This is a genomic window from Pseudomonas sp. ATCC 43928 (assembly GCF_005938665.2).
In the GTDB taxonomy this organism is placed as follows: Bacteria; Pseudomonadota; Gammaproteobacteria; order Pseudomonadales; family Pseudomonadaceae; genus Aquipseudomonas.
The window spans coordinates 4888290-4907840 of record NZ_CP041753.1 but is presented as its reverse complement, the minus strand read 5'-3'; the positions used below and the strand labels follow the sequence as shown (position 1 = coordinate 4907840).

General features: G+C 58.5%; 18 protein-coding genes. 12 read left to right on the top strand and 6 right to left on the bottom strand.

Annotation, left to right across the window (positions count from 1 at the left end; translation table 11 throughout):
* Positions 1-26 precede the first annotated feature (26 nt).
* Positions 27-1430: an amino acid permease gene (locus tag FFH90_RS22340; protein WP_019579611.1), complete on the top strand. Its 1404-nt coding sequence runs from the start codon at positions 27-29 to the stop codon at positions 1428-1430.
* 22 nt (positions 1431-1452) lie between these two features.
* Positions 1453-2466 carry a helix-turn-helix domain-containing protein gene (locus FFH90_RS22335; protein WP_096479729.1) on the top strand — a complete coding sequence of 338 codons (1014 nt, stop codon included), beginning with the start codon at positions 1453-1455 and terminating at the stop codon, positions 2464-2466.
* A 13-nt stretch (positions 2467-2479) separates the two neighbouring features.
* Here FFH90_RS22335 and FFH90_RS22330 read toward each other — a convergent pair whose 3' ends face one another.
* The gene (locus tag FFH90_RS22330; RefSeq protein WP_007939165.1) at positions 2480-2953 is read right to left on the bottom strand and encodes an Lrp/AsnC family transcriptional regulator; all 474 of its coding nucleotides are present in this window, start codon (positions 2951-2953) and stop codon (positions 2480-2482) included.
* A 209-nt stretch (positions 2954-3162) separates the two neighbouring features.
* On the opposite strand from FFH90_RS22330, the gene kynU reads away from it, so the two are divergent.
* From kynU to FFH90_RS22315, 3 genes are all read left to right on the top strand, one after another.
* Positions 3163-4413, top strand: coding sequence for a kynureninase (gene kynU, locus FFH90_RS22325; RefSeq protein ID WP_138866107.1), 1251 nt, complete (start codon positions 3163-3165; stop codon positions 4411-4413).
* Positions 4414-4519: 106 nt separating this feature from the next.
* Positions 4520-5833 (top strand): OprD family porin, encoded by a 1314-nt coding sequence (locus FFH90_RS22320; RefSeq protein WP_138866106.1) that lies wholly within the window; start codon positions 4520-4522, stop codon positions 5831-5833.
* A gap of 74 nt (positions 5834-5907) precedes the next feature.
* Positions 5908-7317, top strand: coding sequence for an amino acid permease (locus FFH90_RS22315; RefSeq protein ID WP_064619401.1), 1410 nt, complete (start codon positions 5908-5910; stop codon positions 7315-7317).
* A gap of 71 nt (positions 7318-7388) precedes the next feature.
* On the opposite strand, the gene FFH90_RS22310 is transcribed toward FFH90_RS22315, so the two are convergent.
* Positions 7389-7994: a TetR/AcrR family transcriptional regulator gene (locus tag FFH90_RS22310; RefSeq protein WP_007939160.1), complete on the bottom strand. Its 606-nt coding sequence runs from the start codon at positions 7992-7994 to the stop codon at positions 7389-7391.
* A gap of 134 nt (positions 7995-8128) precedes the next feature.
* Between FFH90_RS22310 and FFH90_RS22305 the strand changes: the two genes are divergently transcribed.
* The gene (locus FFH90_RS22305) at positions 8129-9043 is read left to right on the top strand and encodes a DUF808 domain-containing protein (protein WP_138866105.1); all 915 of its coding nucleotides are present in this window, start codon (positions 8129-8131) and stop codon (positions 9041-9043) included.
* Between the two features lie 86 nt (positions 9044-9129).
* Here the strand turns inward: FFH90_RS22305 and FFH90_RS22300 are convergent, their stop codons facing one another.
* The gene (locus FFH90_RS22300; protein WP_086945842.1) at positions 9130-9918 is read right to left on the bottom strand and encodes a VacJ family lipoprotein; all 789 of its coding nucleotides are present in this window, start codon (positions 9916-9918) and stop codon (positions 9130-9132) included.
* A complete protein-coding gene (locus FFH90_RS22295; protein ID WP_018925099.1) occupies positions 9911-11209 on the bottom strand; it encodes a serine protein kinase PrkA in 1299 nt (432 codons plus the stop codon). The genes FFH90_RS22300 and FFH90_RS22295 overlap by 8 nt, the downstream gene beginning before the upstream one ends.
* Before the next feature lie 221 nt (positions 11210-11430).
* On the opposite strand from FFH90_RS22295, the gene FFH90_RS22290 reads away from it, so the two are divergent.
* Positions 11431-11787: a hypothetical protein gene (locus FFH90_RS22290; protein WP_019648145.1), complete on the top strand. Its 357-nt coding sequence runs from the start codon at positions 11431-11433 to the stop codon at positions 11785-11787.
* A 91-nt stretch (positions 11788-11878) separates the two neighbouring features.
* Here FFH90_RS22290 and FFH90_RS22285 read toward each other — a convergent pair whose 3' ends face one another.
* Positions 11879-13474, bottom strand: coding sequence for a beta (1-6) glucans synthase (locus FFH90_RS22285; RefSeq protein WP_138866104.1), 1596 nt, complete (start codon positions 13472-13474; stop codon positions 11879-11881).
* A gap of 285 nt (positions 13475-13759) precedes the next feature.
* Here FFH90_RS22285 and FFH90_RS22275 point away from each other — a divergent pair, with 285 nt between their 5' ends.
* The 3 genes from FFH90_RS22275 (at position 13760) to FFH90_RS22265 (ending at position 16774) form a co-directional block, all read left to right on the top strand.
* Positions 13760-14611, top strand: a complete 852-nt coding sequence (locus FFH90_RS22275) for a glycine betaine ABC transporter substrate-binding protein (RefSeq protein WP_111454377.1) — start codon at positions 13760-13762, stop codon at positions 14609-14611.
* A gap of 196 nt (positions 14612-14807) precedes the next feature.
* A complete protein-coding gene (locus FFH90_RS22270) occupies positions 14808-15119 on the top strand; it encodes a DUF485 domain-containing protein (protein ID WP_007939152.1) in 312 nt (103 codons plus the stop codon).
* Entirely contained in the window at positions 15116-16774 is a 1659-nt protein-coding gene (locus FFH90_RS22265) for a cation acetate symporter (RefSeq protein WP_018925104.1), read from the top strand. Before FFH90_RS22270 ends, FFH90_RS22265 begins: the two co-directional genes overlap by 4 nt.
* 385 nt (positions 16775-17159) lie before the next feature.
* Here FFH90_RS22265 and gltA read toward each other — a convergent pair whose 3' ends face one another.
* A complete protein-coding gene (gene gltA, locus FFH90_RS22260; protein ID WP_018925105.1) occupies positions 17160-18449 on the bottom strand; it encodes a citrate synthase in 1290 nt (429 codons plus the stop codon).
* Between the two features lie 363 nt (positions 18450-18812).
* Between gltA and sdhC the strand changes: the two genes are divergently transcribed.
* On the top strand, positions 18813-19187 hold the full coding sequence (gene sdhC, locus FFH90_RS22255; RefSeq protein ID WP_015096190.1) for a succinate dehydrogenase, cytochrome b556 subunit: 375 nt from the start codon (positions 18813-18815) through the stop codon (positions 19185-19187).
* Complete coding sequence (gene sdhD, locus FFH90_RS22250) at positions 19181-19549, top strand: succinate dehydrogenase, hydrophobic membrane anchor protein (protein WP_003210573.1); 369 nt, start codon at positions 19181-19183, stop codon at positions 19547-19549. Before sdhC ends, sdhD begins: the two co-directional genes overlap by 7 nt.
* The last annotated feature ends 2 nt before the right edge of the window (positions 19550-19551 follow it).

Below are 19551 nucleotides of genomic sequence, written 5' to 3'. Positions count from 1 at the left end.
GACCATAACAATTAAAAGGTAACCAGATGGCGGATGAAATCTTGAGGCAAGGCGAGCTCAAGCGAGGGCTGAAAAATCGTCATATTCAGCTGATCGCATTGGGCGGAGCGATAGGTACCGGGTTGTTTCTCGGCTCTGCCGGAGTACTCAAATCGGCCGGGCCGTCGATGATCCTCGGCTATGCGATTGCCGGCTTCATCGCCTTTCTGATCATGCGCCAGCTGGGCGAGATGATTGTCGAGGAACCGGTGGCCGGCTCCTTCAGTCATTTTGCCCACAAGTACTGGGGCGGCTATGCCGGCTTTCTGTCCGGCTGGAACTACTGGGTGCTGTATGTGCTGGTGGGCATGGCCGAGTTGACGGCTGTCGGCAAGTACGTGCAGTTCTGGTGGCCGGAAGTCCCCTCCTGGGTCAGCGCGGCGGTGTTCTTCGTCCTGGTTAATTTGATCAATATGATGAACGTCAAAGTCTTCGGCGAAATGGAGTTCTGGTTCGCAATCATCAAGGTCGTCGCGATCATTGGCATGATCGTCCTGGGCTGCTACATGTTGTTCAGCGGAACGGGCGGCCCGCAGGCCTCGGTCAGCAATCTGTGGAGTCACGGCGGCTTCTTTCCCAACGGCACCACTGGGTTGCTGATGTCCATGGCGTTCATCATGTTCTCCTTCGGCGGCCTGGAACTGGTCGGTATCACCGCCGCTGAAGCCAGCGAGCCGGGTAAGGTGATTCCCAAGGCGATCAACCAGGTGGTTTATCGCGTGCTGATCTTCTACGTCGGCGCACTCACCGTGTTGTTGTCGCTGTATCCGTGGGATCAACTGCTACAGACACTGGGCGCTTCGGGCGATGCCTATAGCGGCAGCCCGTTCGTGCAGATCTTCTCCTTGATCGGCAGCGACACCGCAGCGCACATCCTCAATTTCGTGGTGCTCACCGCAGCGCTCTCTGTCTATAACAGTGGCGTCTACTGCAACAGCCGCATGCTCTATGGCCTGGCCGAACAGGGCGACGCACCCAAGGCGCTGATGAAACTGAACAAGCAGGGTGTGCCTCTACTGGCGCTGGGCGTATCTGCGTTGATCACCATGCTGTCCGTGCTGGTTAACTACCTCGCCCCGCATGAAGCGCTTGAGTTGCTCTTTGCACTGGTGGTCGCATCGCTGATGATCAACTGGGCGATGATCAGCCTGACGCACCTGAAATTTCGCAAAATCATGGGCCAGCGAGGTATCGTGCCGGGCTTCAAGGCGTTCTGGTTCCCTTACAGCAATTACCTGTGCCTGGCCTTCATGGCCATGATCGTCTGCGTCATGTTGATGATTCCAGGGATACGCGCTTCAGTCTTCGCCATACCGGTGTGGGTGTTGATCATCTTTGGTTTTTACCGGATGCGTATGGCCAAGGATCGGGCCTTGCCGATAGTTCAATAGCCTTTGCCGTGGGTGCGCCGTGATGAGTAGCAACGCTGATCCGCAGTTTCGCGACATTCGTATCGATCACTATGACCTCGAGGGTGCGAGGAACTGGATGTCTGGTATCTGCGGACCGCACCGCCTCCAGACTTCGACGCCCGAGCGGATCCGCTTTCATCACAGCGCCAATGTGTTCAAGTCGATGGCCACGACCCTGGGCACGCTCTCGTACGGCACCGATGTCACCATCGATATCGAAGACGCCGAGCACTTCAGCAGTTACAGCCTGAGTTTGCCTTTGGTGGGCGAGCAGGAGCTGAGCAAGAACGGCAGCGTGTCGAAATCCAACCGCGATCAAGGGGTGATTATTTCCCCAAATGAGAACCAGATGCTGGCGATCTCCGGCGACTGCCGCAAAGTTCAGGTGGTGATCACCCGCGTCGCCATGAGCGAGTCGCTGGAGGGCATGCTGCAGCGACCGCTGGATACGCCGCTGCGTTTCGAGCCGGTGATGGATGCGGTGGACGGCGCGTCGGCCTCGTGGTGGCGCATGGCGCGTTATTTCATCGCGGAGCTGGAACGCAGCAATGAACTGTACGAACAGGTGGTCTTCACTCGGGACATCGAAAGCTCATTGATCAAAGGCTTGATCCTCGCCCAGCCGAACAACTACTCCGAAGAATTGCGCAACGTGCTCGGCGTGAAACTGCCGCACTACCTGATCAGGGCCAAGCAATACATTCACGACAATGCTCGCGAAGCCTTGCACCTGGAGGATATCGAGGTCGCGGCCGGGGTCTCGCGTTTCAAGCTGTGCGAGGCGTTCAAGAAGTACTTCGCCCTGTCGCCGATGGTCTACCTGAAAAAATACCGGTTGAACGCTGTGCGCCAGGAAATCCTCGAACACGGCTCGGCGCGCAATATTTCCGCGATCGCCATGGGCTGGGGCTTTACGCATCTGGGACGTTTTTCCGCCGAATACCGCAAGTTGTTCGACGAGTCCCCCAGCATGACCTTGCAGCGTAACGAAGCCCGGCGCATGCGCGGGGTCTGAATATCCCGGCGGCTCACTTACGCACCACCAAATCAAGCAACGTCTCCCGCTCCTTGATTTTCTGCAACACGATTTCCGAGCGGATATCAGTCACCCCCGCCGTGCGGTTCAGTTGGTTGACGATGAAGTCGGAGAAGTGTTTGACGTTGCGCGCCTGGACCCGCAGCACATAGTTGCTCGCCCCGGTAATCACGTAGGCGGTGACCACTTCCGGCCACAACTGGACCTTCTTGATGAAGGTCTCGTGCCAGTCCTCGACGTCCTGTCGCAATGACACATGGACGATGGCTTCCAGTTCGACTCCCAGCTTCTCTGCGTTCAGCATCGCGCGATAGCCAGTGATGATTCCTTCACTTTCCAGCAAGCGTAAACGGCGCAAACAGGCCGACGGCGACAGTGCGACTTTCTCTGCCATTTCGTGGTTGCTGATACGGCCGTCACGTTGCAAGAGATGCAGGATCCGCAGGTCTGTCGGGTCGAGAGTCATGGCTAGAATAAATCCTCGATATTTGGCGTTGGATTCGAATTTTCTACGAGATAGATACTAGATGGCTGCTTACTTTGCACGAAAATTCTCTAAAGCTTCGTTCATTATTTCCTCACCGTGAAGGCGCAAATAACGCCTGAAACACGACACTCACACCCGACTATTGCGATCTGCCCGGACGGCACTTCTTTCAAAAAGCAGGACACCCAATGACTACAAGAAACGATTGTCTGACGTTTGATGCGCAGGACGCTCTGGCCCCTCTGCGTCAGCAGTTTGCGCTCCCCGAAGGGGTGATCTATCTCGACGGCAACTCCCTCGGCGCGCGCCCGGTCGCAGCGCTGGCGCGTGCTCAGGCCGTGATCGCCGATGAATGGGGCAATGGCCTGATCCGCAGTTGGAACAGCGCCGGCTGGCGCGACCTGCCTGAACGTCTGGGCAATCGACTGGCGGGGCTGATTGGCGCCGGTGACGGCGAAGTGGTGGTGACCGACACCACCTCGATCAACCTGTTCAAGGTGCTCAGCGCCGCCCTGCGCGTGCAGGCCATGCGGGCGCCGACGCGGCGGGTGATCGTCAGCGAGACCAGCAACTTTCCGACTGACCTGTATATCGCCGAAGGTCTGGCGGACATGCTGCAGCAGGGCTACAGCCTGCGTCTGGTCGACAGCCCGCAAGAGCTGCCGCAAGCGATTGACCAGGACACCGCGGTGGTCATGCTCACCCACGTCAACTACAAGACCGGCTACATGCACGACATGCAGGCCCTGACCGCGCTGACCCATGAATGCGGCGCGCTGGCCATCTGGGACCTGGCGCATTCCGCCGGGGCGGTGCCGGTCGATCTGCATCAGGCGCGCGCCGACTACGCCATCGGTTGCACCTACAAGTACCTCAATGGCGGTCCGGGCTCGCAAGCTTTCGTCTGGGTTTCCCCTGAGTTGTGCGATCTGGTGGCGCAACCGCTGTCCGGCTGGTTCGGTCATTCGCGGCAGTTCGCCATGGAGTCGCATTACCAGCCGAGCAGCGGAATCGCCCGCTATTTGTGCGGCACCCAGCCCATCACTTCATTGGCGATGATCGAGTGCGGTCTGGATGTCTTCGCCCAGACCGACATGGCCAGCCTGCGCAGCAAGTCCCTGGCGCTGACGGACCTGTTCATCCAGTTGGTCGAGCAGCGCTGCGCCGCTCACGAGCTGACCCTGGTCACTCCACGCGAACACGCCAAGCGTGGCAGCCATGTCAGCTTCGAACATCCCCAGGGTTATGCGGTGATCCAGGCCTTGATCGCCCGTGGCGTGATCGGCGATTACCGCGAGCCGCGGATCATGCGGTTCGGCTTCACCCCGCTGTACACCAGCTTCACCGAGGTCTGGGATGCGGTGCAGATCCTCGGCGAAATACTTGATCAGAAAACCTGGTCGCAAGAGCAATTCCAGATCCGCCACAGCGTCACCTGATACCCCCCGACGCCTTTGTCTTGCTGCCGCGAATTTCCCGGCAGCAGGGCTTCGGTCGCCTCCGATAAGCACTTCTGTGAAAACACAATAATAAGGAACACGCAGAATGAAACTGTCCCTTTGGCCCGCCTTGCCGCTCGCCATTACCAGCTGTCTCGGCCAAGTGGCCCATGCCGCACCCGACAATGGATTCGTTGAAGACAGCAGCCTGACCCTGACCCATCGCAATTTCTATTTCTACCGCAACAACCTCAACAACCCGGGCGGCCAGAACTATCGGGAGGAGTGGGCGCACGGACTTATGCTCGATTACCGTTCAGGCTATACCCAGGGCACTGTGGGTTTCGGAGTCGACGCCTACGCGCAGTTGGGGCTCAAGCTCGACAGCGGCAGGGGGCGTACCGGCACCGGTTTGTTGCCGGTCGATTCCGATGGACGCGCCGAGGATGAGTATTCCGAAGCGGGTGGCGCGCTCAAGGCGCGGATCTCGAAGACCGAACTCAAATACGGCAATCTGACACCGCTCAACCCGGTGTTCGGCACCGGCTCGGCGCGCCTGTTCACCACCTACGCCAATGGTTTCCAGCTGACCAGCAACGAGTTGAAAGGACTGAAACTCGATGCCGGGCACTTCACCTCGGGCAATGACAGTGCGTCGACCAACGACGATGGCGCCCTCAAGGCACTGTATGCCGGGGTGGAAACCCGCAGCGTCGATTATCTGGGCGGCAGTTATGCCCTGAGCGATCAATTGAGCGTCAGCCTGTACGGTTCGCAGTTCGCTGATATCTGGCGGCAGTACTACGCCAACGCCAACTACAGCTATGCCCTGAGCGGAAACCAGTCGTTGAACCTGGATTTCAACCTCTATCGCACCAACGACTATGGCCAACGCCTGGCCGGCAAGATCGACAACACTACCTGGTCGCTGGCCGCCGCGTACAAGGTTGGCGCGCACCGCTTGACCCTGGCCTACCAACGGGTCGATGGCGATGAACCGTTCGATTATCTCGGCTTCGATCAGCAGCCGGGCACCTCGGTATTCCTTGCCAACTCGGTACAGATCCTCGACTTCAACGCGCCCAATGAGCGTTCCTGGCAGCTGCGTTATGACCTGGACATGGCGCCCTTTGGCGTGCCGGGCCTGAGCTTCATGTCGCGCTATGTGAGCGGTGACCATATCGACGACAGCCACTACGACGGCGGCCCCAATGGTGCCTATGGACGTTACGGCAGTGACGGCAAGCGCTGGGAACGCGACCTTGAAGCGCGCTACGTGGTGCAGGAGGGCAAGGCCAAGGACCTGTCGATACGTGTGCGTCAGGCCAGTGTGCGTTCCACCGCCCAGGTGGCCCGGGCGGACACCACCGACAACAACGAAGTCCGGGTGATCGTCGAGTATCCGCTGAATATTTTCTGATCCGTGGCTGATCCCCACCGGCAACCCAAACGATTTGCTCTCTTCAAGAAAGACAATATTCAGAGGAAAGAAAAATGACCGATAACGCCGGTTTTGAAAACATCTCCAAGCGTGAGCAGGGCCTCAGGCGCCAGCTCACCTCGGGTCAGATGAGCATGATCGCCATTGGCGGTGCGATTGGCACCGGGCTGTTCATGGGCAGTGCTTACGCCATTGGTTATGCCGGGCCGAGCGTGCTGCTCAGCTATGCGATTGGCGCGATCATCACCCTGCTGTTGATGGGCTGTCTGGCGGAAATGACGGTGGCCCATTCGACCTCCGGCTCGTTCGGCGCCTATGCCGAATTCTATGTCAGCCCATTGGCCGGGTTCCTGGTGCGCTATGCCTATTGGGCGGCGATTGTGCTGGCAGTGGGCACGGAAGTGACGGCGGTGGCGATGTACATGAAGTACTGGTTCGCCAACGTACCGGAATGGATCTGGATTGTTTCGTTCTCGAGCATGCTGATCGTGCTCAACGCCATCAGCGTGAAAACCTTCGGCACCTTCGAGTACTGGTTCTCGACCATCAAGATCGGTGCGATTGTCGGCTTCATCATCCTCGCGGTGTATGTGGTGTTCGGTTCCGGCAACGCGGATTACGGCGTGCACAATTACACCGCCCACGGCGGCTTCTTTCCCAATGGTCTGCAAGGCATGTGGATTGCGGTGATCGTCTCGATCTTCAGCTATCTGAGCGTGGAAATGATCGCAGTGGCCGCCGGCGAGGCGCAGGACCCGGAGCGGGCGGTGAAGAAGGCTTTTCGTGCGACCATCGTGCGGCTGGTGGTGTTCTACCTGCTGACCCTGGCCCTGATGCTGGCGATTGTGCCGTGGGTCCAGGCCGGTCAAGCGCAGAGCCCGTTCGTCACCGTCATGCAGACCATCGGCATTCCCGGCGCAACCGGCGTGATGAATTTCGTGATCCTGATTGCGGCGTTGTCGGCGATGAACAGTCAGCTCTACATCACCACCCGCATGATGTTCAGCCTGTCCCGCGGCGGTTATGCACCCAAGTCCATGGGGGTGTTGAGCAAGACCGGAATCCCGCTGAATGCCTTGTTGCTGTCGAGCTCCGGCATTGCCCTGGCAACGTTGCTCAATGTGCTGTACCCGGAAAGCTCCTTCACCTTGATGATGGCGATCTCGATGTTCGGCGCGATCTTCACCTGGTTCATGATCTTCCTGACCCACTACTGTTTCCGTCGCTACCACGAGCGCAACGGTGAACGGAAACTGTCCTTTCGCATGCGCCTGTTCCCGTACACCACGCTGTTGGGGCTGCTGCTGATGGGCGCGGTGATGATCACCACCTACTTCACCGATGCCTTCAAAATGACCTTGGTATTCGGTGTGCCTTTCCTGCTGATCCTCACGATCGTCTACTGGATCTTCTTCAGAAAGCCCAAGGCAGCCGTGGTGTTGAATCCGCTGCCGAAGGTTTAGAGGGCGCAAACACGCAATCCCGACCGGCAGTTTTCATGGACTGCCGAGTCGGCATTGATCCTGGGCCGCTATCAGTCCGGCTCACATCCCTTGAGCACCAACCGGATAATTGTCTGCGCCGCCGCTTCATAGTCGGCCTCATCCAGCTTGGCCTTGCCGGTCACTGCAGAAATCTGCCAGTCGAAATCGGCGTAGGTCTGGGTCGCGGCCCAAATGCTGAACATCAGGTGGTTGGGGTCGATCGGGGCGATCTGGCCGCGGTCGATCCAGGTCTGGATGCAGTCGATGTTGTGCCTGGCCTGGCCGTTGAGCTGCTCGACCAGGTCGGGGCTCAAATGCGGGGCGCCGTGCATGATTTCGCTGGCAAACACCTTGGAGGCGAAGGGCAGGTCGCGGGATATGCGGATTTTCGAGCGGATGTAGCCACTGAGCACTTCGCTGGGCACGCCGTCGGCGTTGAACGGCGTCGAGGCTTGCAGGATGGGCTCGATGATGCTTTCCAGGACCTCGCGGTAGAGGTTTTCCTTGGATTTGAAGTAGTAGTAGACGTTAGGCTTGGGCAGCCCGGCCTTGGCCGCGATGTCACTGGTTTTGGTCGCAGCGAAGCCCTTGTCGGCAAATTCTTCACTGGCGGCACGCAGGATCAGTTCTTTGTTGCGCTCGCGGATAGTGCTCATAAACCAAGGGGTTCCTTGCCTGTTCTGGCGGTTGCGCATGGTAGCACCGGCCTCGCGCGACGCTCAAGAATGCCCCGTGTGGCCTCGGGTCGCGTTATGCTGCGCACCATTCATTCAAGAAGGAAACCCGATTCATGGCAGGAAGCAGTTTGCTGGTGCTGATCGACGACATCGCCACCGTACTGGACGATGTAGCGTTGATGACCAAAATGGCCGCGAAGAAGACCGCCGGTGTCCTGGGCGACGATCTGGCGCTCAACGCCCAGCAGGTTTCCGGCGTGCGTGCCGAACGGGAAATCCCGGTGGTATGGGCGGTCGCCAAGGGCTCGTTTCTCAACAAGCTGATCCTGGTACCGTCGGCGTTGGCCATCAGTGCGTTCATTCCGTGGCTGGTCACACCGTTGCTGATGGTCGGTGGCGCTTACCTGTGCTTCGAAGGCTTCGAAAAACTCGCCCACAAATTCCTGCACAGCAAAGCCGAAGATCAGGCTGAACACGCAGAGCTGGTCGAGGCCGTGGCCAACCCGGCAGTCGATCTGGTGGCGTTCGAGAAGGACAAGATCAAAGGGGCGATTCGTACCGATTTCATTTTGTCGGCAGAAATCATCGCCATCACGTTAGGCACGGTGGCTGACGCTTCACTGACCCAGCAAGTGATCGTGCTCTCGGGCATCGCCATCGTCATGACTATCGGCGTCTATGGCCTGGTGGCCGGCATTGTCAAGCTCGACGACCTTGGCCTGTGGCTGACCCAGAAGCAGGGCCAGATGGCTAAAAGCATCGGCGACGGGATTCTGCGCGCGGCGCCGTACATGATGAAAAGTCTGTCGGTAATCGGCACGGCGGCGATGTTTCTGGTCGGCGGCGGGATTCTGACCCATGGTGTGCCGGTGGTTCATCACTGGATCGAGAGTGTCACCGCAGCGTCTGGTGGGGCCGGGTTTATCGTGCCGACGTTGCTCAATGCAGTGGCCGGGATTGTCGCGGGCGCGGCAGTGTTGGTGGGGGTGATGGCGGTAGGCAAGCTCTGGAAAACGGTGAAAGCCTGAAGCTCTGGGAGCTGGTGTTTGATACGCCGCGCATGAAAAAGGCCATTCGACGCAAATCGAATGGCCTTTTTTTGTTGCCGACGAAGTTACTCGGCGATCTGCAGCTTGCGCGCCTCGGTATACACGTAACGCACTTTTTCATACTCGAACGGTGTGTTCATCTGCCCGTAGCGGAAGCCGTTCTGATAGCGCTTGTCGATGCCGCGCAGTACCCAGATTTCCGGGTGGTTGGAACTGACTTCGGACACGTTCAGGAAATTGATCGCCGATTCGCCGGTGTAGTCGACCGCCAGGCCCGCGGTGTCGCGCAGGTTCGACGGGCCGAGGATTGGCAGCACCAGGTAGGCGCCGCCCGGTACGCCGTAGAAGCCCAGGGTCTGGCCGAAGTCTTCATTGCGGCGCGGCAGGCCCATGGCGGTGGCCGGATCCCACAGGCCGGCGACACCGATGGTGGTGTTGAGCAGCAGACGAGCGGTGGTGTCCAGCGAGCGTTGCCCCTTGAATTGCAGCAGGCTGTTCAAAAGGTTCGGCACATCACCGAGGTTGTTGAAGAAGTTGCTGACGCCGGTGCGCAGGAAACTTGGGGTGACGTAGCGATAGCCGTTGACCACGGGCAGGAACACCCATTCGTCGAACCGGTAGTTGAAGTGGTAGACGCGGCGGTTCCACTCTTCCAGCGGGTCATAGACGTTCAGTGCGTTGAGCGATGAGCGTTCGAATTCGCGCTGGTCCAGCCCCGGGTTGAATTTGAGTTTGCTCAGCGGTTCCTTGAAGCCATCTTTATCGATTACCACTGGGGCGTTGGCTTTGCTGTTGTCGGCATTGGCGACGCCTGCACAGAGTAACGCTGCGATCAGCAGGAAGTATTTAGCCACGGAAAAACTCCAGCATGGCGTCGCTGTTGACGCGATAGTTGAGGTTGCCGCAATGGCCGCCCAATGGATAAACAGTCAAACGGTCGCCAAAGGTGCGGCGCAGAAAGCCCAGGTCGCCAGGGCCGAGGATCACGTCGTCGGCGTTGTGCATGACGGCGATTTTCGGGCTGTCGTGCAGGTAGTCCTTCAGTGCATACAGGCTGACCTGATCGATCAGTTGCAGCAGGCTGCCACCATCGGTGCGGGCGCGCCACATCGGGATGACCTGCTCGGTGATGTAGCAGTCGAAGTCGCACTGCAGCGCGCGCTTAAGGAACGGCGTGAGGGTTGTGCCTTCGGTGATCGGGAATTTCGGTGGCGTGATCAGGCCGCGACGGTTGATCAGGTCCGAGGTAAAGGCGATGTCCGCCGCCGAGAAACGGAACGAAGTGCCGATCAGCATCGCCATCTGCTCGTTGCTCAGGTGTTGCTTGGACTGCTGGAAGTCGTAGAGCAGGGCGTCGTTGAGGTCGATGTAGCCCTTTTGCTGGAAGTAGCGGGTCAGTTTCCCCAGCACCAGCTCATAGAAAGTGGTGGTGTTGTTGATGCCCTTGACCTCCGTCTGTACCAGCTTGTCCAGGTTGGTGACCGAGGTGTAAAGGTTGACCGGCGGGTTGAGCAGCAAGACTTTTTTGAAGTTGAAGCTGCGACGGGTTTCATCCAGGTGTGCAACAAAAGCCGCATCCAGGGCGCCGAGGCTATAACCGGTCAGGAAATAATCGGTGACCGGCAGCTTCGGGTTTTGCGCCCGCACGGCCTGCATCACCCGATACATGTCTTCGGCATCTTCCTTGGTTACGCCCGGGGTGGCGAAGCGCGAGGCGGCGCTCATGAAGTCGAAGCTGGTGGGCGACGACAGCTGCACCACGTGATAGCCGGCCTTGTAATAGAGCTTTTTCAGGTATTCGTTGAGGGTGCTGTCATAGCGTGCACCGGTGCCGGAGATCAGGAAGATCAACGGTGCGGCATGATCCTGCGTGGCGATGCGATAGGTGAGTTTTTTCACCGGCCAGAAGTTGTCCGGCAGATTGAACTCACGCTCCGGGCGCATCGTGACACTGCGGTCCGACTGATTGATGTCTTCATCCAGCGGCAATTCCGGGCGCAAGTCGGGCGGTGTCGTGGCGATGGTCGCCTCGAACGGGTTGGTCAGGGGGTAGCCATAACTGGCGGCGTCAATATCGGCCGCCAGTACGGACGCACTTAAAAGCAAGCCGCCAAACAGGGCGACGAAGCGCAAGGAACGGAGCATGACTAGATCCCTTAGAGGAAGGTGCCAGATGAAGTTCGCAGGCTATGACCATCGGATTTGGGCCAAAGTGCCATGCATCGGCCGCAAACAGGCCTGATTTCGGAGCAACGGTAGCGGGACGATACACTTTGCAGTTATTTCATGAACAGTTAATTGATGTTATTTGCTTACCAAGGGCGGGGGATTAAGCTGGCGGCCGATTTCGTTTATTGGAGTGCTTCATGTCCCGCCGTCTGCCCGTGATTCTGCTGCTCGTTCTTCTGCCATTGTGGCTGGCCGCCAGTTATGGCGCGCGTTATGGCTTCATGGAGGATGCTCAATGGGTCGGCATCTGCGTTGACGAGGCCAGCCGCTGGGAGTGCCAGGTGCGCTCGAACCTGGGCTTGATGATTCACTTCAAGGTGCTGGGCTGGGCGGCAGTGGCGGCAGCCGTGACCGGTTTTGTGCTGTCGGGGCGGGCAGGGTGGTGGTTGGCGGTATTGGCGCTGGTGTTCGGGTTTCCGGCGCTGGCGTTGTACACCACCACGTTGGCGGTGTTTGCGGTGGTGATTGCTGCTTTGCGTCTGGTTCGGGCATAAAAAAGATCGCAGCCTGCGGCAGCTCCTACACGGGGATATGCGTTTCCCTGTAGCTGCCGCAGGCTGCGATCTTTTGATCGTGCTGTGTTGATTACCCTTTGCGAACCCGCAAGCTGCGCCACAACGCCGCGACCATCAACACACTCACCAGCGCCCAGCCCCAAGCCTGCTGATTCTGCAGACCTTCACGAAACAGCTGCGGCGCAATGCCGGCGCCGATGATGAAGGCCAGCACGGCGATTTCCCGACGAGGCACGCTCACCGGCCGGCACAGGTACACCAGCGCCGGCAGGATGAAGGCGACACTCGGGAAGCTGCGATAACGCGGGTCGAACACCAGTTCCAGCATCATCACCGCCGCGGCAAAACCTGTCGCTGCCAGCCACCAGCCGGCTCGACGTTCCAGTGCATTGAAGGCGCGCCCACGCCAACCGGTGTGGGTGCTCAAGGTCAGCGCGGCATGGGCCAGCACCAACAGGTTCAACCCCGTCAGCAACGCTACCCACAACCATTCACTGGCAAAACGGGTGGTGACGCGGGCCAGGTCGCCCCAGGCGCCAATCGAGCAGGCCGCCAGGGCACCGAGCAGTGGCAGCACCAACGCTGCGCGGGTGCTGCGAACCCGACCGCCGAGGATCAGCGTGCCGATGAAGATCAGGCCACCCACCGCCAGCCATTGCGACCAGTACGGCACGTTCGAGACCGGCCCGGCGAGCACGCCCTTGTCCTGGCGATCGGCATCGAACAGTCCCCAATAACCGCCCACCGCACCTTCGCTGGCGCGTTTCCAGGGCTGGTCGAACGCCTCGATCAGGTTGTAATGCCAGCCTTGCTGCTCGGCCATGATCACAAAGCTGCGGATGAACTTGGCTTCATTGACCCGGCTCGGCAGCGCCGTTTCGCGCTGACGACCTTCGCTCGGCCAGCCGGTTTCGCCAATCATCACGTCCTTGGGCGCGAACTTGTTGCCGAACACCTGGCGCACTTCTGCCACATGTTGCAGCGCAGCATCGATGTTCGACGGATCGTCTTCCCAGTACGGCAATAAATGGATGGTCAGGAAATCCACTGCCGGGGCGACTTCCGGGTGTTTGAGCCAGAACTCCCAGACGTCGGCGTAGGTCACTGGTTGCTTGATCCGGCTTTTGACTTTATTGATCAGCGTTGCCAGTTGCGCGCCGGTGACTTCCTTGCGCAGCAGGGCTTCGTTGCCGACGATGACCGAGGTCACCACATCCGGGTTGGCATTGGCCGAGGCGATCAGCAGGTCGACTTCCTTGGCGGTGTCCACCGGGTTGCTGTTGACCCAGGCGCCGATCATCAGCTTCAAGCCGTGCTTGCGCGCCAGGTCGGGCAGATCCTGGAGGCCGGTCATGGAATAGGTGCGGATGCATTCGAAACGGGTCGCCAGCAGCGCGAGGTCGGCGTCCATGCGCTCGGGGCGCAGTTTGAACGGCACGTCGAATGGCGATTGGTCCTTGTCGAACGGGGTGTAGGAGGCGCATTGCAGCTTGTGCGTTGCGCTGACCACGTCCGGCAGGATCACCGGTTTGCCGAGGCCGTACCAGAAGCCGCCGAGGGCAAACAGCCCCAGCAGGCAAGCGAAAAGATAAGCCAAAAAAGGAAAGCGTGATGTCGCGGGCATGTTCAGGCCGTCTGGGAGCAAAGCCGGGCATGTTACCTGCATTTGGCCTACGCTTGGTGGGCTGCTTGGTTTTGACATGCAAAGTTCAGGCGGGATGGCCTATGCATTTTTAGCGGTCGCGATTAATGGCCTTCTGATGTCGTTTCTCGATGCCTTGAGGTCGCTGGCAGAGCAGGTCACTGTTGGCGTCAGGTTGATGATCGACACGTCAGTACTCCACTGATAATCGAGCGAGTTTGCGGTCGGCGTGATGGGGGCGCTGTGCACCATAAAAATACGTTGAGCGACTCGGCATCCGTCGAGTGCAGCACTTTCGGGGAAGTAACGATGAAGATGCGACGACTCTTGGGCGCAGGTGCCGCTTTGGTGCTGGCAATCAGTTCTACCGTAGCCAGCGCTGAAGGCAAGGCAGTAACGATCGGTTATGTGGACGGCTGGTCGGACAGCGTCGCCACGACCAACGTGGCTGCTGAAGTGATCAAACAGAAACTCGGTTATGACGTGAAACTGCAAGCGGTTGCCACCGGGATCATGTGGCAAGGTGTGGCCACCGGCAAACTCGACGCCATGCTGTCGGCGTGGCTGCCTGTGACTCACGGCGAATACTGGGCGAAGAACAAGGATCAGGTCGTCGACTACGGCCCGAACTTCAAGGATGCGAAAATCGGTCTGATCGTGCCGGAGTACGTCAAGGCCAAGTCGATTGCGGACCTGAAAACCGACGACAGCTTCAAGGGCCGTATCGTCGGCATCGACGCCGGTTCAGGCGTGATGCTCAAGACCGATCAGGCCATCAAGGATTACGGTCTGGACAATTACACCCTCAAGGCCAGTTCCGGCGCCGGCATGATTGCCGAGCTGACCCGTGCCGAGAAGAAAAACGAATCCATTGCCGTCACCGGTTGGGTGCCGCACTGGATGTTCGCCAAGTGGAAACTGCGCTTCCTGGAAGACCCGAAAGGCGTTTACGGCGCAGCTGAAACCGTGAACAGCATCGGCAGCAAAGAACTGGCAACCAAAGCGCCTGAAGTCGCGAAGTTCCTGAAGAACTTCCAGTGGGCGTCGAAGGACGAAATCGGCCAGGTCATGTTGGCGATTCAGGACGGTGCCAAGCCTGAAGCGGCAGCGAAAGACTGGGTGGCTAAACACCCGGATCGCGTTGCCGAATGGACCAAATGATTTGAGCTGAAGCGTCTGGTCAGCACCTCTCAAAGCCCCTTGGCTTAAATGCCAAGGGGCTTTTTGCTTTCTGTGGGAATTCGGCGGGGGAGAAGCCGTCATGTCGTTCTAATACTAAGGTCGTCTGGAACCTCCCCGGCAGCCGCATAGAGTGGATAACGTTCCAACTTAAATCTGTGCTGCGAGGATAAAAACAATGAACGACAGCATTTACCTCTCGATTCAAAACAGCCCGCGCTTCAAGGAGCTGGTTAGCAAGAGAGAACGATTCGCCTGGATTCTTTCAGCGATCATGCTTGGGCTGTACTCAGGATTCATCCTTTTGATTGCTTACGGGCCGCATATTCTGGGCGCAAAAATCAGCCCCGAGTCTTCGATTACCTGGGGCATTCCGATCGGTGTCGGGCTGATTGTTTCGGCCTTTGTCCTGACTGGCATCTACGTACGACGCGCCAACGGCGAATTCGACGACTTGAACAATGCGATTCTCAAGGAGGCTCAGCAATGATCCGGCGTCTAATCGCTCTCTTGAGCATCGCAGCCTTTGCACCGGGCGCCTGGGCGGCTGAGGCCCTGACAGGTGCAGTGCAGAAACAACCGCTCAACGTATCCGCGATCATGATGTTCGTGGTATTCGTCGGGGCAACCTTGTGCATCACCTATTGGGCGTCCAAGCGCAACAAATCGGCCGCCGACTACTATGCGGCGGGTGGCAAGATCACCGGTTTCCAGAACGGTCTGGCGATTGCCGGTGACTACATGTCCGCGGCGTCCTTCCTGGGTATCTCCGCCCTGGTGTTCACCTCTGGCTACGACGGCCTGATCTACTCGATCGGCTTCCTGGTGGGCTGGCCGATCATTCTGTTCCTGATCGCCGAACGCCTGCGTAACCTGGGCAAGTACACCTTTGCCGACGTGGCGTCCTATCGCCTGGGGCAAACCCAGATTCGCTCGCTGTCGGCGTGCGGTTCGCTGGTGGTGGTGGCGTTCTACCTGATCGCGCAAATGGTCGGTGCCGGCAAGCTGATTCAGCTGCTGTTCGGCCTGGACTACCACGTTGCGGTGATCCTGGTCGGTATCCTGATGTGCCTGTACGTGCTGTTCGGCGGCATGCTGGCGACCACTTGGGTGCAGATCATCAAGGCAGTGCTGTTGCTGTCCGGTGCCTCGTTCATGGCGCTGATGGTGATGAAACACGTCAACTTCGACTTCAACACGCTGTTCTCCGAGGCGATCAAGGTTCACGCCAAAGGTGAAGCAATCATGAGCCCGGGCGGCCTGGTGAAAGACCCGATCTCGGCGTTCTCCCTCGGCCTGGCACTGATGTTCGGTACCGCTGGCCTGCCGCACATCCTGATGCGCTTCTTCACCGTGAGTGACGCGAAAGAAGCGCGTAAAAGCGTGCTGTATGCGACCGGCTTCATTGGTTACTTCTACATCCTGACCTTTATCATCGGCTTCGGCGCGATCCTGCTGGTCAGCACCAACCCGGCCTTTAAAGATGCGGCAGGCGCGCTGTTGGGCGGCAACAACATGGCGGCGGTGCATTTGGCCAACGCGGTGGGTGGCAGTGTGTTCCTGGGCTTCATCTCGGCGGTGGCGTTCGCGACCATTCTGGCGGTGGTGGCCGGCCTGACCCTGGCCGGTGCCTCGGCAGTGTCCCATGACCTGTATGCCAGCGTGATCAAGAAGGGCAAGGCCAACGAGAAGGACGAAATCCGCGTCTCGAAAATCACCACCATCGCCCTGGCGGTGCTGGCGATCGGCCTGGGCATTCTGTTCGAGAAGCAGAACATCGCGTTCATGGTGGGCCTGGCGTTCTCCATCGCGGCGAGCTGTAACTTCCCGGTGCTGCTGCTTTCCATGTACTGGAAGAAACTGACGACTCGCGGTGCGATGATCGGCGGTTGGTTGGGGCTGGTCAGTGCTGTTGGCTTGATGGTGCTGGGGCCAACCATCTGGGTGCAGATCATGGGTCACGAGAAGGCGATCTTCCCGTATGAATACCCTGCGCTGTTCTCGATGATCATTGCCTTTATCGGGATCTGGTTCTTCTCGATCACTGACAAATCTGCTGCGGCTGACAATGAGCGGGCGCTGTTCTTCCCGCAGTTTGTCCGTTCGCAGACGGGGTTGGGGGCGAGTGGGGCGGTTTCGCACTAAGGCTTCTTATATATAAGCTGCGCTGACACGAATGCCCCGGTCGAGAGATCGGGGCATTTTTATTGGGCTTTTATGGGCGGTTATCGCCCTTTGTAGGGGTGAGGCTTGCCCGCGAAGGCTATATGCAAAAGCCAAAGCGAGGCGGCCGACCGGCCGGCCTGATCGGACGTGGGGATATATTCCTCCCGTAGGAACTGCCGAAAGCTGCGATCTTTTGATCTTGCCGTTGCTTTGGCTTTTGATCTGTCTGCTCTTTTCCCGGAGTCCGAGCCGCCGTTACCGAAGAAACGGATATATACACAACCAAAGAGCACAAACAAAAACGGCCTCTATCTACATAGAGGCCGTTCTCGGTGCAACTTAAGACGTTATCGCAAGACAGGTCTTATTTGCGGTCTTCAAGCGGGGTGATGTCACGCGACTCGTAGCCGGTGTACAGCTGGCGCGGACGGCCGATCTTGTACGGGCTGGAGAGCATTTCTTTCCAGTGGGAGATCCAGCCGACAGTCCGCGCCAGGGCGAAGATCACGGTGAACATACTGGTTGGAATGCCGATCGCCTTGAGGATGATCCCCGAGTAGAAGTCGACGTTCGGGTACAGCGAGCGTTCGATGAAGTACGGGTCGGTCAGGGCGATCTCTTCCAGGCGCATGGCCAGTTCGAGTTGCGGATCGTTGGTGATGCCCAGTTCCTTCAATACTTCGTCGCAGGTCTGCTTCATGACGGTAGCGCGTGGGTCGCGGTTTTTGTAAACCCGGTGACCGAAGCCCATCAGTTTGAACGGATCGTTCTTGTCTTTGGCCTTGGCGATGTACTTGTCGATGTTCGAGACATCGCCAATTTCATCGAGCATGGTCAACACGGCTTCGTTCGCACCGCCGTGGGCAGGGCCCCACAGTGCAGCGATACCGGCGGCGATACAGGCGAACGGGTTGGCACCCGAGGAACCTGCCAGACGTACGGTGGAGGTCGATGCGTTCTGTTCGTGGTCGGCATGGAGGATGAAGATCCGGTCCATGGCCTTGGCGAGTACCGGGCTGATCGGTTTGATCTCGCACGGGGTGTTGAACATCATGTGCAGGAAGTTTTCCGCGTACGACAGGTCGTTGCGCGGGTACATCATGGGTTGGCCCATGGAGTACTTGTAAACCATTGCAGCCAGGGTCGGCATCTTGGCAACCAGGCGGATCGCGGAAATTTCGCGATGCTGCGGGTTATTGATGTCGAGGGAGTCGTGGTAGAACGCCGAGAGGGCGCCAACTACACCGCACATGACGGCCATCGGGTGGGCGTCGCGACGGAAGCCGTTGAAGAAGGTCTTCAACTGCTCGTGGACCATGGTGTGGTTCTTCACGGTGCCGACGAACTGGGCCTTCTGTTCTGCAGTCGGCAGCTCGCCGTTGAGCAGCAGGTAGCAGGTTTCCAGGTAGTCCGACTTTTCAGCCAGCTGTTCGATCGGGTAGCCGCGGTGCAGCAGAATACCGTTGTCGCCGTCGATGTAGGTGATCTTCGACTCGCAAGAGGCGGTCGACATGAAACCAGGGTCAAAGGTGAAACGGCCCGTGGCCGTCAGGCCCCGAACGTCGATAACATCGGGACCAACGGTGCCGGTTAAAATGGGCAGCTCGACGGGGGCTGCGCCCTCGATGATCAACTGCGCTTTTTTGTCAGCCATGTGGCCTCCTATTTATGCTTGAAATCATCAGACAGACCCCCCACGCAGGGCCCGCACCACTATAGTGAGATAAATTCGAATGTCAATTTGCCTAAAGTCTTGCTCCAGAAGGCTTTAACCGCACTTTTTTCTCGAAATTGTCTGCCGTTTACGCCTTTTATGTCACTTGTGCAATCCGCTATTAGGGGAAGGTGAACGCGTTGTCATTAGTAGCCTAACTGTCTATACTCGGCCACCGACCGCCAGGGGCTTTTGGGCCTGCTTTATTGGGGGTCGCATCCCTGGGTGGTGGTTACCTGACCAGTGCACTCCCCAACAACTTTGCCCTGATTGTTAGGGGCTCTTCAGTGTGAAAAAAAAGCCGTGAAAAGCCAACGACCTGTAAACCTAGACCTAAGGACCATCAAACTCCCCATCACCGGCGTTACGTCGTTTCTTCACCGTGTTTCCGGCATCATCCTCTTCCTGGGCCTTGGCTTCATGCTTTATGCATTGGGCAAGTCTCTGGGTTCCGAGGAAGGTTTTGCCGAGGTGAAGGCATGCTTGACCAGCCCGCTGGCCAAGTTCGTAGCATGGGGCCTCCTGTCCGCTCTTCTGTATCACCTGGTAGCCGGTGTGCGCCACTTGATCATGGACATGGGCATCGGTGAGACGCTGGAAGGCGGCCGCCTGGGCTCGAAAATTATCATCGCCGTTTCCGTGGTGTTGATCGTTCTGGCAGGAGTTTGGATATGGTAACCAGCGTTACGAACCTTTCGCGTTCGGGCCTCTATGACTGGATGGCGCAACGTGTGTCTGCGGTTGTTCTCGCGGCTTATTTCATTTTCCTGATCGGATACCTCGCTGCGAATCCTGGCATTGGCTACGCCCAATGGCATGGCCTGTTCGCCCACAACGGGATGCGTATCTTCAGTCTGCTGGCCCTTGTGGCCCTGGGCGCTCACGCCTGGGTCGGCATGTGGACCATCGCGACCGACTACCTGACGCCGATGGCGCTGGGCAAGTCCGCGACTGCAGTACGTTTCCTTTTCCAGGCGGTATGCGGCGTTGCGATGTTCGCTTACTTCGTCTGGGGTGTGCAGATTCTCTGGGGTATCTGATC